General features: G+C 67.3%; 20 protein-coding genes and 1 pseudogene. 14 read left to right on the forward strand and 7 right to left on the reverse strand.

Annotated features, from left to right (window positions below; translation table 11 throughout):
* From pcaA to A5791_RS05465, 3 genes and pseudogenes are all read right to left on the reverse strand, one after another.
* Window positions 1–464, reverse strand: a pseudogene (gene pcaA / locus A5791_RS05455) (cyclopropane mycolic acid synthase PcaA); the annotation flags it as partial.
* Window positions 465–575: 111 nt separating this feature from the next.
* Complete coding sequence (locus tag A5791_RS05460) at window positions 576–1,586, reverse strand: prenyltransferase (RefSeq protein ID WP_067232383.1); 1,011 nt, start codon at window positions 1,584–1,586, stop codon at window positions 576–578.
* Between the two features lie 24 nt (window positions 1,587–1,610).
* Complete coding sequence (locus tag A5791_RS05465) at window positions 1,611–2,315, reverse strand: TetR/AcrR family transcriptional regulator (RefSeq protein ID WP_067232387.1); 705 nt, start codon at window positions 2,313–2,315, stop codon at window positions 1,611–1,613.
* A gap of 134 nt (window positions 2,316–2,449) precedes the next feature.
* Between A5791_RS05465 and A5791_RS05470 the strand changes: the two genes are divergently transcribed.
* The 6 genes from A5791_RS05470 to deoC all read left to right on the forward strand — a co-directional run bounded on the left by A5791_RS05470 (window position 2,450) and on the right by deoC (window position 6,627).
* Window positions 2,450–3,796, forward strand: coding sequence for a DUF445 domain-containing protein (locus A5791_RS05470; RefSeq protein WP_082966762.1), 1,347 nt, complete (start codon window positions 2,450–2,452; stop codon window positions 3,794–3,796).
* Window positions 3,797–3,886: 90 nt separating this feature from the next.
* Window positions 3,887–4,303, forward strand: a complete 417-nt coding sequence (locus A5791_RS05475; protein ID WP_067232391.1) for a helix-turn-helix domain-containing protein — start codon at window positions 3,887–3,889, stop codon at window positions 4,301–4,303.
* Between the two features lie 251 nt (window positions 4,304–4,554).
* Entirely contained in the window at window positions 4,555–5,151 is a 597-nt protein-coding gene (gene hbhA / locus A5791_RS05480) for a heparin-binding hemagglutinin HbhA (RefSeq protein WP_067232395.1), read from the forward strand.
* Between the two features lie 95 nt (window positions 5,152–5,246).
* Entirely contained in the window at window positions 5,247–5,522 is a 276-nt protein-coding gene (locus A5791_RS05485; RefSeq protein WP_082966763.1) for a DUF2516 family protein, read from the forward strand.
* Between the two features lie 14 nt (window positions 5,523–5,536).
* Window positions 5,537–5,947 carry a DUF2599 domain-containing protein gene (locus tag A5791_RS05490; protein WP_067232398.1) on the forward strand — a complete coding sequence of 137 codons (411 nt, stop codon included), beginning with the start codon at window positions 5,537–5,539 and terminating at the stop codon, window positions 5,945–5,947.
* Window positions 5,947–6,627: a deoxyribose-phosphate aldolase gene (gene deoC / locus A5791_RS05495; protein ID WP_067232402.1), complete on the forward strand. Its 681-nt coding sequence runs from the start codon at window positions 5,947–5,949 to the stop codon at window positions 6,625–6,627. The genes A5791_RS05490 and deoC overlap by 1 nt, the downstream gene beginning before the upstream one ends.
* A gap of 15 nt (window positions 6,628–6,642) precedes the next feature.
* Here the strand turns inward: deoC and A5791_RS05500 are convergent, their stop codons facing one another.
* The 3 genes from A5791_RS05500 to A5791_RS05510 are packed head-to-tail and all read right to left on the reverse strand — an operon-like array spanning window position 6,643 to window position 9,058.
* Window positions 6,643–7,683, reverse strand: coding sequence for a DUF2993 domain-containing protein (locus A5791_RS05500; RefSeq protein ID WP_082966761.1), 1,041 nt, complete (start codon window positions 7,681–7,683; stop codon window positions 6,643–6,645).
* Complete coding sequence (locus tag A5791_RS05505; RefSeq protein WP_067232405.1) at window positions 7,680–8,507, reverse strand: carbon-nitrogen hydrolase family protein; 828 nt, start codon at window positions 8,505–8,507, stop codon at window positions 7,680–7,682. The genes A5791_RS05500 and A5791_RS05505 overlap by 4 nt, the downstream gene beginning before the upstream one ends.
* 26 nt (window positions 8,508–8,533) lie before the next feature.
* The gene (locus tag A5791_RS05510) at window positions 8,534–9,058 is read right to left on the reverse strand and encodes a DUF2505 domain-containing protein (RefSeq protein WP_067232409.1); all 525 of its coding nucleotides are present in this window, start codon (window positions 9,056–9,058) and stop codon (window positions 8,534–8,536) included.
* Window positions 9,059–9,098: 40 nt separating this feature from the next.
* Here A5791_RS05510 and A5791_RS05515 point away from each other — a divergent pair, with 40 nt between their 5' ends.
* Complete coding sequence (locus A5791_RS05515; RefSeq protein ID WP_067232412.1) at window positions 9,099–10,193, forward strand: UDP-N-acetylmuramate dehydrogenase; 1,095 nt, start codon at window positions 9,099–9,101, stop codon at window positions 10,191–10,193.
* 56 nt (window positions 10,194–10,249) lie between these two features.
* Window positions 10,250–11,620 carry an Ig-like domain-containing protein gene (locus A5791_RS05520; RefSeq protein WP_156661015.1) on the forward strand — a complete coding sequence of 457 codons (1,371 nt, stop codon included), beginning with the start codon at window positions 10,250–10,252 and terminating at the stop codon, window positions 11,618–11,620.
* Here A5791_RS05520 and A5791_RS05525 read toward each other — a convergent pair.
* Window positions 11,598–12,356: an SDR family NAD(P)-dependent oxidoreductase gene (locus A5791_RS05525; RefSeq protein ID WP_067232418.1), complete on the reverse strand. Its 759-nt coding sequence runs from the start codon at window positions 12,354–12,356 to the stop codon at window positions 11,598–11,600. The two genes, A5791_RS05520 and A5791_RS05525, sit on opposite strands and share 23 nt — an antisense overlap.
* 179 nt (window positions 12,357–12,535) lie before the next feature.
* Here A5791_RS05525 and A5791_RS05530 point away from each other — a divergent pair, with 179 nt between their 5' ends.
* The 6 genes from A5791_RS05530 (at window position 12,536) to regX (ending at window position 18,641) form a co-directional block, all read left to right on the forward strand.
* Window positions 12,536–13,840: an ROK family transcriptional regulator gene (locus A5791_RS05530; protein ID WP_067232441.1), complete on the forward strand. Its 1,305-nt coding sequence runs from the start codon at window positions 12,536–12,538 to the stop codon at window positions 13,838–13,840.
* A 57-nt stretch (window positions 13,841–13,897) separates the two neighbouring features.
* Window positions 13,898–15,223, forward strand: a complete 1,326-nt coding sequence (gene mshA, locus A5791_RS05535; RefSeq protein ID WP_067232421.1) for a D-inositol-3-phosphate glycosyltransferase — start codon at window positions 13,898–13,900, stop codon at window positions 15,221–15,223.
* Window positions 15,220–15,789 carry a YbjN domain-containing protein gene (locus A5791_RS05540; protein ID WP_197504603.1) on the forward strand — a complete coding sequence of 190 codons (570 nt, stop codon included), beginning with the start codon at window positions 15,220–15,222 and terminating at the stop codon, window positions 15,787–15,789. Before mshA ends, A5791_RS05540 begins: the two co-directional genes overlap by 4 nt.
* A 13-nt stretch (window positions 15,790–15,802) precedes the next feature.
* Window positions 15,803–16,558, forward strand: a complete 756-nt coding sequence (locus tag A5791_RS05545; RefSeq protein ID WP_067232425.1) for a phosphoglyceromutase — start codon at window positions 15,803–15,805, stop codon at window positions 16,556–16,558.
* A gap of 144 nt (window positions 16,559–16,702) precedes the next feature.
* Complete coding sequence (locus A5791_RS05550; protein WP_156661014.1) at window positions 16,703–17,926, forward strand: cell wall metabolism sensor histidine kinase WalK; 1,224 nt, start codon at window positions 16,703–16,705, stop codon at window positions 17,924–17,926.
* Window positions 17,927–17,957: 31 nt separating this feature from the next.
* Entirely contained in the window at window positions 17,958–18,641 is a 684-nt protein-coding gene (gene regX / locus A5791_RS05555) for a two-component sensory transduction protein RegX (protein ID WP_067232428.1), read from the forward strand.
* Window positions 18,642–18,695: the final 54 nt, after the last annotated feature.

Consider the following 18,695-nt stretch of genomic DNA (forward strand, 5'->3'; position numbering starts at 1 on the left):
TAGGAGCGTTCGAAGAAAGCGGCGTAACGCTCCATCTTGAACGCTTCGAACGCGCCGATGGTGACGATCCGGTCGACGGGCTCGTCGAACTTCTCCCACCCTTCAAGCAGCACCCGCGCGCTGCGGGAGGTGTCCATCTCGTCGAACGTGCGCTGGACGTGGGCGGCCTGGTTCTCCGACAACGTCAGCCCCACGACATTGACGTCGTACTTCTCGATGGCGCGCCGCATCGTGGCGCCCCAGCCGCAGCCGACGTCCAGCAGCGTCATCCCAGGCTCGAGACCCAACTTGCCCAGGGCCAGGTCGATCTTGGCGAGCTGGGCTTCCTGCAACGTCATGTCGTCGCGCTCGAAGTAGGCGCAGCTATATGTCTGGGTGGGGTCGAGGAAAAGCCGGAAGAAGTCGTCGGATAGATCGTAATGGGCTTGCACGTTCCCAAAATGCGGCGTGAGCTGCACGGCCATGACGAGAGGCGCCTTTCTGTCTCCCGGGGGCTTTCATGGCACAGCAAGCGACAACGCTGGACAGCCCCCCCGATGCGATTCCCTGCATGCTAACCGCTGCCGGCGTCGAACTCACAATGCGCGCAGGCCCGCACCGACAGCGAGACCTAACACCAACAGCGCGCCGGCCTGCCGGACGTGCAGCCAGGCCAGGGCGGCATACCACAGCGGCCACACCGGGAAATTCGGTGGCGGCGCCTCAGGTGGCGGACGGCGGAAATACGGCCACACCTTCACCAGCCGGGGCAGCGCCAAGACCACGACCAGCGCCGGCCACGGCATGGCCCCCACCGCAACCGCACCGGCGACCAGCACATAGAAGCCGGCCATCATGCCCAGGGTGAGCACCCGGGCGCGCCGCTCGCCGAGCAGCACCGGCAGGGTGCGAATGCCCAGTGGCTCGTCGTAGGGGATCTTGTCGATGTGCTTGCCCATCAACACCGTGGTGCACAGCAAGCCGTACGGGAGCGAGGCGAGGATCACATCCCAGCCCACCGCACCTACCGCGGAATAGTAGGTGCCGCACACCATCAAGGGGCCCCACACGACGAACACGTCGGGTTCACCGAGCCCGCGCTTCTTCAGCCGCAAGGGCGGGGCGGTGTAGGCGACGCTCAGCACGAACCCGCTGAGCGCGAAGGCTACGACGGGCCAGCCGCGCGCCCAGGTCAAGATGACCAGGATCGCCAGGTCGGCGAAGTTGACCGCGAGGATCGCCAGCCCCAGCGTGCGCCGGCTGACCAGCCCGGACAGCACCGGGTGCGGAGCGTAGAGCGCGCGGGGGTAGGTGGCGCTGTCGGTGCCGACCTGCGTGTCGTAGAGGTCGTTCATCAGGTTGTTGGCGGTGTGCGCCAACGTGATTCCCACCACAGCCAGGATCAGCCAGCGCCAGTCCAGCCCGGGCTTGCCGATCGCCAGCAGCGCAGCTACCAGCCCGGAGAACACCGTCATCGGCAGCAGTGCCGCGCGGGTGACGACGAGCCAGCGGGTAACCGCGTCGACGGGGCCGTCCGGGGGCGGATTGGTGGTCCGCAATGCATATCCCCACGACCTCAGCCGTGAGCCGGCGCTGACCTCAGGCATTTCTCGGCCCCTGTCTCCCCTTGCCTATAGCTGCTCCCACGGCCCGACGATCGGCGTGGGATGCGGCTGCCCGCGGAACTTTTCCAGCGATCCGCCGGCCTCGACGATCCCGCACAGTGCGCTCCAGCTCAGCATCGTCAGGTAGTCGATGAGCTCGTCGGTGCTCATTCGCGGGTTTGACATCCAGGAGTGGGTGGCCAACTGCACTCCGCCGACTATGAGGTACGCCCACGGCTCCACCCCGCCGGTGTCCATCCCGGCCTCGATCATGCGGCGGCGCAGCATCACCGCGATCATGCGGGCGATGATGCGTTCGGAGTCGGCGATCACCTTGCTCTTGCTGCCCGAGCTGTTGGCCATCACGAAGCCGTACGGCTCCGGCTCGCTTGCCACGGTTTCCACGTAGACCCGGATGACCTCGCGGGTCAGGTCGTAGCCGTCGAGGTTGGAGGACAGTGCGGCGGCCATGTTGGGAATCAACGTGGTCTGCGCGAAGCGCATCATCACCGCGGTGGTCAGGTCGTTCTTGTCGACGAAGTAGCGGTACAGCACGGTCTTGGAGACGCCGATCTCGGCGGCGATCTCGTCCATGCTGAGGTTTCGGCCCTGCCGGCGGATCGCTTCGATGGTGCCGTCAACCAATTCGTTTCGGCGCTCCACCTTGTGTTGGTGCCAGCGCCGCTTGCGACCGTCCGTCTTTGCGGTCACCACCGGGACTTGCTCTGCCACGTTCGCCGATTTCCCATTCACTAGACGCTGTCGATATTACGGCCCCGTCCGGTCCCTCAGCGCCATGCGCTCGCGGCGGCCGAGCGGTGTCGGCCGCGCGCTCGTGGATGATGGTCCCGCTCGTGGATGATGGTGTGGTGGCACACAGAGCCTCACATCCAGGCGAGGCGCTCCCCGCGGTGACGCGCCCGGCCCGCGCGTCGTTCGCGGAGTCGTTCGCAGCGGCCGATCCGGTCGCGGATGCGGAGCGGCGGCGGGGACTGCGCCGGATGAAAGCGGTGGCGCTCAGCTTTCTGATCGGCGCCACCGGATTGTTCCTCGCCTGCCGGTGGGCCCAGGCCCACGGCATCACCGGCATCTGGGTCGGCTACGTCGGTGCTGCCGCGGAGGCCGGCATGGTGGGCGCCCTGGCGGACTGGTTCGCGGTCACCGCGCTGTTCAAGCACCCGCTGGGCATCCCGATCCCGCACACGGCGATCATCAGGCGCAAGAAAGACCAGCTAGGTGAGGGCCTGGGCACGTTCGTGCGGGAAAACTTCCTGTCGCCGGCGGTGGTGGAGACCAAGCTGCGCGACGCGCAGGTGCCCGGACGGCTCGGCAAGTGGCTGTCCGACATCTCGCACGCCGAGCGGGTGGCGAACGAGACGGCGACGGTGTTGCGGGTGCTGGTCGAGCTGCTGCGCGACGACGACGTGCAGCAGGTGATCGACCGGATGATCGTGCGCCGCATCGCCGAGCCGCAGTGGGGTCCGCCGGTGGGCCGCGTGCTGGCGACGCTGCTGGCCGAGAACCGGCAGGAGGCGCTGATTCAGCTGCTGGCCGATCGGGCGTTCCAGTGGTCGCTGAACGCGGGCGAGGTGATCCAGCGAGTGGTCGAGCGTGATTCCCCGAGCTGGTCGCCCCGATTCATCGACCACATGGTGGGCGATCGCATCCACCGCGAGCTGATGGACTTCACCGACAAGGTGCGCCGCAACCCGGACCACGAGTTGCGACGGTCGGCCACGCGCTTCCTGTTCGAATTCGCCGACGACCTGCAAAACGATCCGGCCACCATCGCGCGTGCGGACGCGATCAAAGAACAGCTGATGGCGCGCGACGAGATCGCGAACGCCGCCGCGACCGCGTGGAAGACGCTGAAACGGCTGGTGCTCGAGGGCGTCGACGACCCGTCCAGTACGCTGCGCAGCCGGATTACCGACACCGTGGTTCGAATCGGCGAATCGCTGCGCGACGACGCGGACCTGCGCGACAAGGTCGACAACTGGATGGTGCGCGCCGCACAGCATCTGGTCTCGCAATACGGGGTGGAGATCACCGCGATCATCACCGAGACGATCGAGCGTTGGGATGCCGAGGAAGCCAGCCGTCGCATCGAGCTGCACGTCGGCCGCGACTTGCAGTTCATCCGGATCAACGGCACCGTGGTAGGTGCGCTGGCGGGCCTGGTGATCTACGCCGTCGCGCAGGTGCTGTTCTGACGAGTGCTAACAAGCTGCTTGCAATAGCAAGCATTCGTCCGTACTCTGGTGCTCCCAAGCACCGACTTCCACGTATCGAGGAGGGCACCAATGGCGGAGGAGAAGCTCGCCGCTAAGGTGTCTACCGCTGCTTCCGATATGGCTTCCGACATCGGCAGCTTTATCAGAAGCCAACGTGAAACTGCTCACGTCTCGGTACGCCAGCTCGCAGAACGGTCCGGTGTCAGCAATCCTTACCTGAGTCAGGTCGAGCGCGGATTGCGCAAGCCGTCCGCCGACGTCCTGAACCAGATAGCAAAGGCGCTGCGGCTCTCCGCCGAGGTCCTGTATGTGCGGGCCGGGATCCTCGAGCCGAGCGAGCCTAGCCCGGTGCGCGACGCGATCATCACCGATACGGCGATCACCGAGCGTCAGAAGCAGGTGTTGCTCGACATCTACGCGTCATTCACCTTCCAAAACGAATCCATCCGTGAGGAGTGTCCGAGCCAAACCGACACTGCCGATTGATTTGGTCGCCGGGCCGGCATCCCGACAGTGGGGCCGCAATCGGTTGGGCGAAACCTCAGCGCTGTCCTAGGCCCGGTTGACGAACTCAACCATCCATCGACCCGACAAATCAGGAGGTTTCCCGCAAGCCGCGTGCCATGTCAATCCGCGGGTCTTGACTACTCCTCGCGCAGGAGCCAACGCTTGCCCTAACCCCCAGACCAGACCAGATACGCAATAAAGCCGAACGAAAACCCATGAAAGGAACAAACATGGCTGAAAACGCGAACATCGAAGACCTCAGGGCTCCGTTGCTGGCGGCGCTTGGCGCGGCTGACTTGGCCCTGGCGACTGTCAACGACTTGGTAGCGGAATTGCGCGAGCGCGCCGGCGAGCGGCGTACCGACACCCGCAGCCGGGTCGAGGAGACCCGCGACCGGCTGGCCAAGCTCCAGGAGAACCTGCCTGAGCAGCTGCGCGAGCTTCGCGAGAAGTTCACCTCCGACGAGCTGCGCAAGGCCGCTGAGGGCTACCTCGAGGCTGCGACCACCCGTTACAACGAGCTGGTCGAGCGCGGCGAGGCCGCTCTGGAGCGGTTGCGCAGCCAGTCGGCTTTCGAAGACGCTTCGGCGCGTGCCGAGGGCTACGTGGACCAGGCCGTCGAGCTGACCCAGGAGGCACTGGGGACCGTCGCGTCGCAGACCCGCGCGGTGGGCGAGCGTGCCGCCAAGCTGGTCGGCATCGAGCTGCCCGCCAAGAAGGCCCCGGCCAAGAAGGCTCCGGCCAAGAAGGCGGCGCCCGCCAAGAAGGCTGCGGCCAAGAAGGCTCCGGCCAAGAAGGCTCCGGCCAAGAAGGTCACCCAGAAGTAAGGGCTGAGCCCACACGACTCCGAGCTGCCCTCCCGCAGGGCAGCTCGGAGTCGACGTTTTGGCAGGTGCCCGCATACCCTTGAGGCGTGAATGTCGTGGGTACCGTCATGGTGGTTTTGTTGGTCGCCGTCTTGGTGGCGGCGGTGTATGCGTTCGTGCATGCGGCGATGCAGCGGCACGATGCCTATACCGCAGCGGACAAGCTGACTAAGCCGGTGTGGTTGCTGATCCTCGCCGGGGCGGTGGCGCTGACCTCCGTCCTGTACCCCATTTTCGGGTTGTTCGGGACGGTGATATCGGCCTGTGCGGCCGGCGTATACCTGGTCGACGTACGGCCCAAGCTCCTTGAGGTTCAAGGTAAGTCCCACTAGTCGCCCATTAGCAGATGAAAGCCCCGCTGGCGGCGGCACTGATGTTGGTCGCGCTGGTCGCTGCCGCCCCGGCTGTGGCGGACCCGGGGGCGGACCCCGCCCCTCCGTTCGTCGATCACACGCAATGGGCTCGGTGGGGACACTTCACCAGCCTGCGGGTCTACCCGACGCCGGCCGGCCGCGCCGCCGCCAGGCAGGGCGGGACGACCGGGGCGGCCGACGAAGCCTGGTCCGAGGTGCTGGCACTGTCGCCGGACGCCGACACTCCCGGCATGCGCGCCCAGTTCATCTGTCACTGGCAGTTCGCCGAGTTCGCGCAACCCGGCAAGACCAGCTGGAACCTGGAGCCGTGGCGTCCGGTCGTCGACGACTCCGAGATGGTCGCCTCCGGCTGCAACCCGGGCGCCCCCGACGAGGGCTTCTAGTGGCGGGCCGAGTGACCCGAGAGCAGCTGGCGGCGCTGGTCGACCACACGCTGCTCAAACCGGAGGCCACCGCTGCCGACGTGAGCGCGCTGGTCGCCGAGGGCGCCGAACTGGGCGTCTACGCGGTGTGCGTCTCGCCGTCGATGGTGCCGACCGCGGTCCAAGCAGCCGGGGGAGACGTGCTGGTGGCGGCGGTGGCGGGATTCCCGTCGGGCAAGCACCTGTCAGCGGTCAAGGCGCAGGAGGCGGCCGCCGCCGTGGCATCCGGCGCCGGCGAGATCGACATGGTCATCGACGTCGGCGCCGCGCTGGCCGGGGATTTCGCCGCGGTGCGGTCCGACATCGAGGCAGTGCGCGCGGCTGCCGGCGAAGCCGTGCTCAAGGTGATCGTCGAGTCGGCGGTGCTGCTGGACCGGGCGCGCGTGCAAACCTTGGGAGACGTATGTCGCGCCGCCGAGGACGCCGGCGCGGATTTCGTTAAGACCTCCACCGGGTTTCACCCCGCGGGCGGAGCCTCGGTGACCGCCGTAGCGCTGATGGCCGACGCGGTCGGCGGACGACTCGGAGTGAAGGCCAGCGGCGGCATCCGCACGGCGGCCGACGCGCTCGCCATGCTGGACGCCGGCGCCACCCGGCTGGGTCTGTCCGGCACCCGAGCGGTGCTCGACGGGCTCAGCTGACCGCAGGGCCGGCCGTCACAGGTTGGAGAAGCAGGAGTCCTTGCTGGTGCCCCCGGTCGGGATCGTGGCGTTCTGCGTCACGAAGTGAGCGACCAGGCTGTCCGAGGTGACCTGCACACGGTCGGCGTGGATGCCCAGCGGTAGGTTCTTGGTCGCGTCGGACGTGTACTTGTCCAGCTGCGACTGCGCGGACTCTTTGGGCAGTGAAAAACCCAGCGCGTTGAAACTCTGGATCTGCAGCTCGATACCGCCACCGGAGACCACCGGCTTGACCACCATGTTGTCCAACATGCCCTTCAGCTCAACGGTGCCGTCGTTGGGATGAGCGGTCACGGTGTTGGTGACGAATTTGGCCAGTCCCTGCAACTTGCTCGCTATCGAGTCCTTGATGCCTTGCGTCGGCCAGGTGAAGGTGGCATCGATCGAGCCGATGGTGCCCTTGGAATCGGGACTGTCCGTGATTCGCACATCCTGGATCTTGAGGTCGATCTTGGCGCCCTTGGCGTTCTTGATCTGGTTGCCGGCGGTATCCACCGAGATGTTGGTGAAGTGTTTGGTGATCACTTGCCACAGAACCAGCGGAGCAACCCCGAACTTCGCGGTGGCTTTGTCCTGGAACTCGCAGGCAAAGGCCTCGGCGACTTTGTTGGTCGCTCGGTTCCGCACGAATAGCTCAGCTCCGATCACCCCGGCGACCACCACCGCAAGCACGATGACGAGCACCAGAACGATGGATAGCGGATCGCGAAGCCGCCGCTTCTTCTTCGGCTTGGCCGAGTCTTCCGGCGGCCCGGCCACCTGACTTCTCGGGGGCCCCGCCGGTGTCCGGGGCGGTGAGTACCCAGGCTGCTGCGGGTTGGCCCGCGCCGTGCCGAACCGCTCCGTCGCACCCGGCAACTGGCCAGGCACCGTACGCCCTTGATCGGGTGCACCACCCTGTTGCGGCTGCCCGCTGCGGAGCCGCTCGGTTGGTGCCTGCGGATTGCCAAAAGGACCCTGGTTACCGGGACGGCCCCACGCCGATGGGTCGTTGGGCGGTCCTTGCGGATTCGTCACCTTGGCGATTCTGCCTTATCCACCTGAATAAAGCGTGCCTGGTTTCGCAGTACCGCAATGTTTTCTCGAGCGGCCGCTACGTCGGCCACGTCGATGTCGGCGACCAGCAGTTGCGGGTCGGCTCCCGCCGACGCCACTACCTCGCCCAACGGTGATGCCACCAAGCTGCCGCCCACCCCGGTCGGTGCCTTTGACCCGGATTCCACACCTGGGTCGGCCTGCCCGGCCGCGGCCACATAGCTAGTCGAGTCCAGCGCCCGGGCGCGCGCCAGCAACGTCCACTGTTCGAGTTTGCCGGGACCAGCTCCCCAGGATGCGCAGACGACGATCAGCTGGGCGCCGCGCCGGGCCAGCTCGGTGTAGAGCGCCGGAAACCGAATGTCGTAGCAAACACTCAACCCCACCCGTACGTCGTCGACGGTGATGACCACCGGTTCGTCTCCCGGTGCGACGGTGCGTGACTCCGCGAAGCCGAACGCGTCGTACAGGTGGATCTTGTCGTAGTGCGCGTCGGGGCGGTTGGGTGTGCCGGGACCGGCGGCGATCAGCGTGTTTTTCACCCGCCCGTCACCGGAGGGAGTGAACATGCCGGCGATCACTGTGATGCCGGCCTGGCTGGCGATCCGCCGGACGCCCTCGGCCCACGGCCCGTCGACAGGCTCGGCGATCGGCGCTAACGGGACCCCGAACCGGCACATGGTCGCCTCCGGGAACACCACAAGCTTGGCCCCGGCCTCCGCTGCCCGGTCGGTGTACTCGCGCACCAGACGCAGGTTGGCGGCCGGTTCGGTGCCGCTGAGTATTTGCGCCAGCGCGATTCGCATGCTCGCCAGCCTAGAAGTCGAGCGGCTCAGGCGTGAGTCGCGATCCAATTCGCGGTGAAGCGCTGCTCTGCTTCCACCACCGCGGCCAGTTGGGCGCCGATCATGCTCTCGATCTTTCCGCCGATAAGCGGAACTCCCACTTGGACGCTGACCTCGAAGTCCACCCGGGAGCTGCCCCCGTGGGCGGCGGGAGACAGGGTGGCGGTCCCCGACAGTGTCGCCGGTGCGCGCACGATCTCTCCGGCCAGCGCCGCCCGCGCGGTGCCGTCGGTGATCGGGCCCCAGGTCTCCTCGCGCCGGACAGCGAGATCGCCCCGGTGCAATTGGGTGATCAGACCCGGCAGCTTATGGCTGTGGATCACCTGCAGCGTGACCACTTCGATGGTGCCGTCGTTTCCCGACTGGCCGCCGACTCGCATCGACTCCAGCGCCGTTTCGTCGACTCCCGAATCGGCCAGCCGCGCCAACCAGTAGTGCTTGTCGGCGAAAGCGCGATAGACGTCTTCGACGCTGCCCTGGTATTCGGCGGTCATGTCGAATGAACGCGGCATAGCAGGCCAGGCTACCGTTACGGGCCATGAAACGGAGCTTATGAAACGGGGGGCCGGTTCGCTCTTCGCCGGTGCGCACGTCGCCGAGCAGGTACCGCTGGCCCCGCTGACCACCTTGCGGGTCGGGCCGGTCGCGCGCCGTCTAATCACTTGTGCCACTACGGAACAAGTGGTCGCAGCGTTGCAGGAGTTGGACGCCGACGGCCGGCAAGAGTTGCTGGTGTTTGCCGGCGGTTCGAATCTGGTCATCGACGACACGCTGACCGACCTCACCGCTGTGCGGCTGGCCAATAACGGCATCGTCGTCGACGGCAACGTAGTGCGCGCGGAGGCCGGCGCCGTCTGGGACGACGTGGTGGTAACGGCCGTCGAGCACGGGCTGGGCGGGCTGGAATGCCTGTCCGGGATCCCGGGCTCGGCCGGGGCGACACCGGTGCAGAACGTGGGAGCCTACGGCGCCGAAGTGTCCGACACCATCACCCGCGTCCGGCTGCTGAACCGCGCCACCGGCGACGTGCGTTGGGTACCGGCAGCCGAGCTCGGCTTCGGCTACCGCACCAGCATGCTCAAGCGAGCTCTCGCGGACGTGGTGCTGGAAGTGGAGTTCGCGCTGGACCCGTCGGGGCGCAGCGCGCCACTGCGCTACGGAGAGCTGACGACCGCGCTGGGTGCGAGCAGCGGTGAGCGCGCCCACCCGCGAGCGGTCCGAGACGCGGTGCTGGCGCTGCGTGCCCGCAAGGGCATGGTGCTGGACGCGGCCGACCACGACACCTGGAGCGTGGGGTCCTTCTTCACCAACCCGGTGGTGTCGCCGGAGGTCTACGAACGCCTGGCCGGCACCATCGACGGGCCCGTGCCGCACTATCCCGCAGCCGACGGGGTCAAACTGGCCGCCGGCTGGCTGGTGGAGCGCGCGGGTTTTGCAAAGGGCTACCCGAACCCGGGCTCGGGCGGGGCGACCGGGAGTTCCGCACCGTGCCGGCTTTCCACCAAACACGCGCTGGCGCTGACCAACCGGGGTGCTGCGACCACCGAAGACGTGTTGCGGCTGGCCCGCATCATTCGCGACGGGGTGCGGGATGTGTTCGGTATCACACTGGTACCCGAGCCGGTGCTGGTTGGGTGCGTGTTGTAAGGGCCGATTGTGAGCCTGAGCACCGCACCGCACGCCGCCGTGTCGGGCCGGGGGCAATTTTGTGCTCATTTCGCCCGGTATCTTTAGGTGTCGTGAGCACCTCCCGCGACCCCGGAAACCAGGGGTCGATCAACCGGCGTCTGGCCCTGGCGGCCCTCGGCGTCGGCGTGTTCGCACCGAACATCCTGGCGGCCTGCGCCAGCCCGGCGGGCAAGCAGGCCGAGAAAAAGCAGGCGGCGGCGGCCCACCTGAAGTTTCAGCCCGCCGACGCGACCAACGACGTGGTGCCTAACGCGCCGATCAGCGTGGAGGTCGCCGACGGCTGGTTCCAGCACGTCGCCCTGACCAATTCGTCGGGCAAGGCCGTAGCCGGCACCTTCAACCAGGACCGCACCGTTTACACCACCACCGAGCCATTGGGCTACGGCTCGACCTACACCTGGAAGGGGTCGGCCGTCGGCCATGACGGCAAAGCGGTTCCGGTCAAGGGCAAGTTCACCACCGTGACGCCCACCAAGAAGATTGACGGGGGATTCCAGTTGGCCGACGGCCAGACCGTCGGAGTCGCGGCGCCCATCATAATCCAGTTCGACGCGCCGATCAGTGACAAGGCCGCCGTCGAGCGGGCCCTGACCGTCACCACCAACCCGCCCGTCGAGGGCAGTTGGGCGTGGCTGCCCGACGAGGCTAAAGGTGCGCGCATCCACTACCGTCCCCGCGAGTACTACCCCGCGGGCACCACGGTCAACGTCGACGCCAAGCTGTACGGGCTGCCGTTCGGCGACGGCGCCTACGGCGCGCAGGATTTCTCGCTGAACATCCAGATCGGACGTCGGCAGGTGGTCAAGGCCGAGGTGTCGTCGCATCGCATCCAGGTGATCACCGACGCCGGCGTCATCATGGACTTCCCGTGCAGCTACGGCGAGGCCGACAAGGCGCGCAACGTCACCCGCAACGGAATTCACGTCGTCACCGAGAAATACGCGGACTTCTACATGTCCAATCCGGCCGCGGGCTACAGCAACGTCCACGAACGGTGGGCGGTGCGGATCTCGAACAACGGCGAGTTCATCCACGCCAACCCGATGAGCGCCGGCGCACAGGGCAACAGCAATGTCACCAACGGCTGCATCAACCTGTCGAACGGCGACGCCGCCGAATACTTCGCCAGCGCGATCTACGGCGACCCGGTCGAGGTGACCGGAAGCTCCATCCAGCTGTCCTATTCCGACGGCGACATCTGGGACTGGGCAGTGGACTGGGACACCTGGGTGTCGATGTCGGCGCTGCCGCGGCCGTCGGCGCACCCGCCGGCGACGAAGATCCCGGTCACCGCGCCGGCCACCCCGTCCGACGCGCCCAGCTTGTCGGGCACGCCCACGACCTCTAGCTCTGGGTCGGCGCCTAGCTCCCGTCCAGGTGGTTAGCCCGGCGGGTCGCTGACGCCTGGTCGCGGGGCCGGATGATGATCTGGTCCAAGTTGACGTGCGCCGGCCGGGAGGCCACGAAGCCGATCACTTCGGCGACGTCGGCGGCCACCAGCGGCGTCATTCCGGCATAGACGGAGTCCGCGCGCTGTTGATCGCCGTCGAAGCGGACCAGCGAGAACTCGGTTTCGACCGCGCCCGGCGCAATCTCGGTGAGCCGCACCGGCTTTCCCAGCAGCTCGCCGCGCAGCGTGCGGTGCAGCGCGCCCTGGCCGTGCTTGGCCGCGGTGTAGCCGGCTCCGCCGTCGTAAACCTCCATCGCGGCAATGGAGGTCACGGTGACGATCAGTCCGTCGCCGGAGTCGATCAGCTTGGGCAGCAGTGCGCGGGTGACCCGCAATGTGCCCATCACGTTGGTCTCCCACATCCAGCGCCAGTGCTCGAAGTCGGCGTCGGCGACCGGTTCCAGGCCGCGGGCGCCGCCGGCGTTGTTGACCAGCACGTCAACCCGGTCCAGCGCGCCGGCCAGCGCCTCGACAGCTGCCTGGTCTGTGACGTCGGCCACAATCGCGGTGCCAGCGATGTCGTCGGCCAGGGCGTTGACCCGGTCTGCCCGGCGTGCCACCGCGACCACGTGAAACCCTTGGGCGGCAAGCGTTCTGGCGGTCGCCTCGCCGATTCCCGAGCTGGCACCGGTTACCACTGCCACCCGTTGTTGTGCGTCCGCGGTGATCATCGGGACAACTCTAATAAACGTGCTAAATTTCTCGTTGTGCACCGCAGCGCCGTGTTCAGCAGCCCGTCCGCGCAGTTCTGCGCGGGCGAGTGTTGTTGCCGCGCACTTTGTCGCGCCTGACCTCATTTGGAAAGCGCGGCCAGGTTCCCGGCCAACAGAACTCGGACTTAAGGACGCTCGTGCGCTCAACTTCTTTCACCCATCATTCATCCAGCCGCCGCGCCCAGTTGCGGTCACACCGCCAGATCGTGCCGCCGTCGCTGCATCTGTCTGACTCGGCCGCGGCTTCCGTCTTCCGCGCGGTGCGGTTGCGCGGCCCGGTCGGGCGCGACGTCATCGCCGGCGTGACAAAGCTGAGCATCGCGACGGTGAACCGTCAGGTCATCGCCCTGCTGGAGGCCGGACTGCTGCGTGAGCGTGCTGATCTGGCCGTCTCGGGGGCAATCGGACGCCCGCGAGTGCCCGTCGAGGTCAACCACGAACCGTTCGTGACGCTGGGCATCCACATCGGCGCCCGAACCACCAGCATCGTGGCCACCGATCTGTTCGGCCGCACGCTGGACACGGTCGAGACCCCCACCCCGCGCAGCGGCGCAGGGCCGGCGCTGGCTTCGCTGGCCGACAGCGCGGACCGGTACTTGCGGCGGTGGCACCGCCGTCAGCCGTTGTGGGTCGGCGTGGCGATTGGTGGCACCGTCGACAGCGCCACCGGCCATGTCGACCACCACCGGCTGGGCTGGCGACAGGCGCCGGTGGGGCCGGTGCTGGCCGACGCGCTGGGCCTGCCGGTGTCCGTGGCGTCTCACGTCGACGCCATGGCCGGTGCCGAGCTGTTGCTCGGGATGCGGCGATTCGCGCCCACCTCGGCGACCACTCTGTACGTCTACGCCCGCGAAACCGTGGGCTATGCGCTGGTGATCGACGGACGGGTGCATTGCCCGGCCAGCGGCCCCGGCACCATTGCGGGCCTGCCGGCGCATTCCGATCTGCTCGGCGGGACGGGGCAGCTGGAGTCAACGGTCAGCGACGAAGCGGTCTTGGCCGCCGCCCGCCGGTTGCGAATTTTGCCGGGTGTGGCTGCCACGAACCGCATGGTGGGGTCTGCCGCAGGCATCACCGACCTGCTGCGGGTGGCGCGGGGCGGTAACCAGCTGGCCAAAGATCTGCTGGCCGAGCGCGCGTGCATGCTCGGCGAGGCCCTCGCGTTGCTGCGCGACTTGCTCAACCCCGACGAGCTGGTGGTCGGGGGCCATGCGTTCACCGAGTATCCCGAGGGGATGGAAGAGGTCGAGGCGGCGTTCGCGGCGCGGTCAGTGCTGCCGCCGCGCGACATCCGCGTCACGGCGTTCGGCAACCGGGTACAGGAGGCCGGCGCCGGGATCGTGTCCCTGAGCGGGCTTTATGCCGATCCGCTGGGCGCGATGCGCCGTTCCGGGGTACTGGACGTCCGGCTTCCCGAGGCCGTGCCCGAGTCGTCGGCATAGTGCGCTGGGCGCGTCCTGTGAAGAAGCCGTCGCGAAGCGTCCTGTAAAGATGAAAGAGTGCGCCACGACGACCCGGTAGTGAGTGACCCGCGCCGGGTGGCCGTATTGGCCGTGCACACCTCTCCGCTGGCCCAGCCCGGCACCGGCGACGCCGGGGGCATGAACGTCTACGTGCTGCAGAGCGCGTTACACCTGGCCAGGCGGGGCATCGAGGTGGAGATCTTCACCCGGGCCACGGCGTCCGCGGACCCGCCGGTCGCCCGGGTGGCGCCCGGCGTGCTGGTCCGCAACGTGGTGGCCGGGCCGTTCGAGGGCCTGGACAAATACGATCTGCCGACCCAGTTGTGCGCGTTCGCCGCCGGCGTATTGCGCGCCGAAGCGGCGCATGAACCGGGCCACTACGACATCGTGCACTCGCACTATTGGCTGTCCGGCCAGGTCGGCTGGCTGGCTCGCGACCGCTGGGCGGTGCCGTTGGTCCACACGGCGCACACGCTGGCGGCGGTGAAGAACGCCGCGCTGGCTGACGGTGACACGCCCGAGCCGCCGCTGCGCACAGTCGGTGAGCAGCAGGTGGTAGACGAGGCGGACCGGCTGATCGTCAACACCGATGACGAAGCCCGACAACTGATTTCGATTCATCACGCCGATCCCGCTCGAATCGACGTGGTCCATCCCGGCGTCGATCTGGACGTGTTCCGCCCGGGTGACCGCCGGGCGGCCCGGGCGACGCTCGGGCTGCCGCTCGACGAACGCGTGGTCGCCTTCGTCGGCAGGATCCAGCCGTTGAAGGCGCCCGACATCGTGTTGCGCGCCGCCGCGCAGCTGCCGCGTGTGCGCATCGTGGTGGCGGGCGGGCCGTCGGGCAGCGGTCTGGCGGCGCCGGACGGCCTGGTTCGGCTCGCCGACGAGCTCGGCATCGCGGATCGCGTCACGTTCCTGCCGCCGCAGTCCCGCGAGGATCTGGCCACCCTGTTCCGGGCTGCAGACCTGGTGGCGGTGCCGAGTTACTCGGAGTCGTTCGGCCTGGTCGCCGTCGAGGCGCAGGCCTGCGGAACCCCGGTGGCAGCGGCCGCGGTAGGCGGGCTGCCCGTGGCGGTGCGCGACGGTATCACCGGCACTTTGGTGTCCGGACACGACGTCGACCAGTGGGCGAATGCTCTGGACCACCTGCTGGAGCTCAGCACCGGGCCCCAGGCGCGGGCGATCAGCCGCGCAGCGGCCGCCCACGCGGCCAACTTCTCCTGGGATAACACCACCGACGCGCTGCTGGCCAGCTACCGGCGCGCGATCGCCGACTTCAGGGCCGCCCGCCAGGTCCGCGAATTGGTATCGGTGCGTACTGGGCGCCGCTGGGCGTCGCGGCGCGGGGTGGGCGCGTGACGACATCCGCCTCGGAGGCAACCCAACAGCTGATCGAGCGCGCGCTGCGCGCCAGCGAGCTGACCTACTCGGAGCACGCGGGCGCGCATGGCGGTCTGCCCGGCCTGATCGTCGAGCTGCCCGGCGAGCGCAAGCTCAAGACCAACACCATCCTGACCGTCGGGGAACATTCGGTGCGCGTCGAGGCATTCGTTTGCCGCAAGCCCGACGAGAACCACGAGGGTGTCTACCGGTTCCTGCTCAAACGCAATCGCCGGCTTTACGGCGTCGCCTACACACTGGACAACGTCGGGGACATCTATCTGATCGGGCGGATGTCGCTGGCTTCGGTCGACTCCGACGAGATCGACCGGGTACTCGGGCAGGTCCTCGAAGCCGTCGACTCGGACTTCAACACGTTGTTGGAGTTGGGTTTTCGGTCGTCGATCCAGAAAGAGTGGGAATGGCGGGTGTCGCGCGGGGAGTCACTGAAGAACCTGCAGGCGTTCGCGCATTTGATCGACGACGACGACGATGACGAACGCGATGACGACGACGAAGGCGACTATCCCGTGGGGACTGCGTGAGAGACTAACCGGCATGGGAGACACTGCCACGCTGGTGCTGCTCCGCCACGGCGAGAGCGACTGGAATGCCCTCAACCTGTTCACCGGCTGGGTCGACGTCGGGCTGACGGAGAAGGGCCAGGCCGAAGCGGTGCGTGCGGGCGAGCTGCTGACCGAACAGAACCTGTTGCCCGACATCCTGTACACCTCGCTGTTGAGGCGCGCGATAACGACAGCGCATGTGGCGCTGGACACCGCCGACCGGCTGTGGATTCCGGTGCGGCGCAGCTGGCGGCTCAACGAACGCCACTACGGCGCGCTGCAAGGCTTGGATAAGGCCGAGACCAAGGCCCGCTACGGCGAAGAGCAGTTCATGGCCTGGCGGCGCAGCTATGACACCCCGCCGCCGCCGATCGAGCGGGGCAGCGAGTTCAGCCAGGATGCGGATCCTCGTTACGCCGATATCGGCGGCGGGCCGCTGACCGAATGCCTGGCCGACGTGGTGGCCCGGTTCCTGCCGTACTACACCGACGTCATCGTGCCGGATCTGCGGTTCGGGAAGACCGTGCTGATCGTCGCGCACGGCAATTCGTTGCGGGCCCTGGTCAAATACCTGGACCGGATGTCCGACGAGGACGTCGTCGGGCTGAACATCCCGACCGGCATCCCGCTGCGCTACGACCTGGATCCCGATTTGCGTCCGGTGGTGTCCGGTGGCACATACCTGGACCCGGAGGCTGCCGCCGCAGGTGCGGCCGCGGTAGCCAGCCAGGGCGCCGTCAAGGCTTAGGTGACCTCTGAAGTCACGCCAGCGGGGCCATTTGCCAAACGGCACGTGAACGACAGCCGAACACCTGTGGCGCAATATGTGACTTGTCCGTTTTTGGCCTCGCTCCGCTAGGGCGGCGTTCACCAGATTTGTAGGATTTCGGTTGTGACTGTGTTCTCGGCGCTGTTGCTGGCCGGGGTCTTGTCCGGGCTGGCACTGGCCGTGGGCGTGGTGGTTGGCGTCCGCGTGGCACCGCGCCTCACCGAGCGCCGGCAACGAGCGGCCACCGAGTGGGCGGGCATCACCGTCGCGCAGATGTTGCAGCGCATCATCGCGCTGATGCCGCTGGGCGTGGCGGTGGTCGATAGCCACCGTGACGTGGTCTACCTCAACGAACGCGCCAAGGAGCTGGGTCTGGTACGCGACCGCCAGCTCGACGACCAGGCGTGGCGGTCCGCACAGCAGGCGCTGGGTGGCGAAGACATCGAGTTCGACCTGGCACCGGCCAAACGCGTGGCCGGCGGCCGGCTGTCGGTGCACGGGTACGCGCGCCTGTTGAGCGAGGAAGACCGCCGGTTCGCCGTGGTCTTTGTCCACGATCAGTCGGACCATGCGCGCATGGAGGCGGTCAGGCGCGATTTCGTGGCCAATGTCAGCCACGAGCTCAAGACACCGGTCGGCGCCATGGCCCTGCTCGCCGAGGCCCTACTGGCGTCGCACGACGACCCCGAAACCGTGCGTCGGTTCGCCGAGAAGGTGCTGGTCGAAGCAAACCGACTGGGGGACATGGTCGCATCGCTGATCGAGTTGTCCCGTTTGCAGGGCGCCGAAAGGTTGCCCAACATGACTGAAGTCGACGTCGACACCATTGTGTCCGAGGCGATTTCGCGTCATAAAGTGGCCGCTGACAACGCCGATATCGAGCTGCGCACCGACGCGCCGAGCGGTCTACGGGTCCTGGGCGACGAAACCCTGCTGGTTACCGCACTGGCCAACCTGATGTCCAATGCGATCGCGTATTCACACCGCGGAACGCCGGTGACGATCAGCCGGCGCCTGCGTGGCAACAATGTCGAGATCGCCGTCACCGACCGGGGCATCGGGATCGCCCTGGAAGACCAGGAGCGGGTCTTCGAGCGGTTCTTCCGTGGCGACAAGGCACGGTCACGGGCCACTGGCGGGAGTGGGCTGGGGCTGGCCATCGTCAAGCATGTCGCTGCCAACCACAACGGCAGCATCGGCGTATGGAGCAAACCGGGAACCGGATCGACCTTCACCCTGTCCATTCCAGCCGTCTCGGCGCAGCTCGACGATGAGCAAGTGGAGGAGCCACGAGTGCGCGACGTGCGGCCAATCCGGTCACAACGAGAGGAAGAACTGAGTCGATGACCAATGTGCTCTTCGTGGAGGAGTCGCGCTGATGACGAGTGTGTTGATCGTGGAGGACGAGGAGTCGCTGGCTGACCCGCTGGCGTTTCTCCTGCGCAAGGAGGGCTTCGAAGCCACGGTGGTGAACGACGGGCCCTCAGCGCTCGCCGAGTTCGACCGCGCTGGTGCGGATATCGTGCTGCTCGATTTGATGCTGCCCGGGATGTCCGGCACCGATGTGTGCAAGCAGCTGCGGGCCCGGTCCAGCGTTCCGGTGATCATGGTGACCGCGCGCGACAGCGAGATCGACAAGGTGGTCGGCTTGGAGCTGGGCGCCGACGACTATGTGACCAAGCCTTACTCGGCGCGCGAGCTGATCGCCCGGATCCGGGCCGTGCTGCGCCGCGGCGGCGACGACGACTCGGAGTTCAGCGACGGCGTGCTGGAGTCCGGCCCGGTGCGGATGGACGTCGAACGCCATGTCGTCTCGGTGAATGGCGACACAATTACGTTGCCGCTCAAGGAATTCGACCTGCTCGAATACCTGATGCGTAACAGCGGCCGAGTGCTGACCCGCGGCCAGCTGATCGATCGCGTGTGGGGTTCGGACTACGTCGGCGACACCAAGACGCTCGACGTGCACGTCAAGCGGCTGCGGTCCAAGATCGAGGCCGACCCTGCTAACCCCGTCCACCTGGTGACCGTGCGGGGGCTGGGCTACAAGCTGGAGGGCTGACTCGAACCGGTCCCGCCGTTAGAAGGGTGGGGGTTCCTCGGGTGGGGTCCCCTC

It is taken from the genome of Mycobacterium sp. 852002-51163_SCH5372311, assembly GCF_001667115.1.
Lineage (GTDB): Bacteria > Actinomycetota > Actinomycetes > Mycobacteriales > Mycobacteriaceae > Mycobacterium.

Coding starts and splice junctions, on each gene's coding strand:
- A5791_RS05460 (WP_067232383.1), bottom strand. CDS start 1,586: ATGCCTGAGGTCAGCGCCGGCTCACGGCTGAGGTCGTGGGGATATGCA.
- A5791_RS05475 (WP_067232391.1), top strand. CDS start 3,887: ATGGCGGAGGAGAAGCTCGCCGCTAAGGTGTCTACCGCTGCTTCCGAT.
- hbhA (WP_067232395.1), top strand. CDS start 4,555: ATGGCTGAAAACGCGAACATCGAAGACCTCAGGGCTCCGTTGCTGGCG.
- A5791_RS05490 (WP_067232398.1), top strand. CDS start 5,537: ATGAAAGCCCCGCTGGCGGCGGCACTGATGTTGGTCGCGCTGGTCGCT.
- A5791_RS05505 (WP_067232405.1), bottom strand. CDS start 8,507: ATGCGAATCGCGCTGGCGCAAATACTCAGCGGCACCGAACCGGCCGCC.
- A5791_RS05510 (WP_067232409.1), bottom strand. CDS start 9,058: ATGCCGCGTTCATTCGACATGACCGCCGAATACCAGGGCAGCGTCGAA.
- A5791_RS05515 (WP_067232412.1), top strand. CDS start 9,099: ATGAAACGGGGGGCCGGTTCGCTCTTCGCCGGTGCGCACGTCGCCGAG.
- A5791_RS05525 (WP_067232418.1), bottom strand. CDS start 12,356: ATGATCACCGCGGACGCACAACAACGGGTGGCAGTGGTAACCGGTGCC.
- A5791_RS05545 (WP_067232425.1), top strand. CDS start 15,803: ATGGGAGACACTGCCACGCTGGTGCTGCTCCGCCACGGCGAGAGCGAC.
- regX (WP_067232428.1), top strand. CDS start 17,958: ATGACGAGTGTGTTGATCGTGGAGGACGAGGAGTCGCTGGCTGACCCG.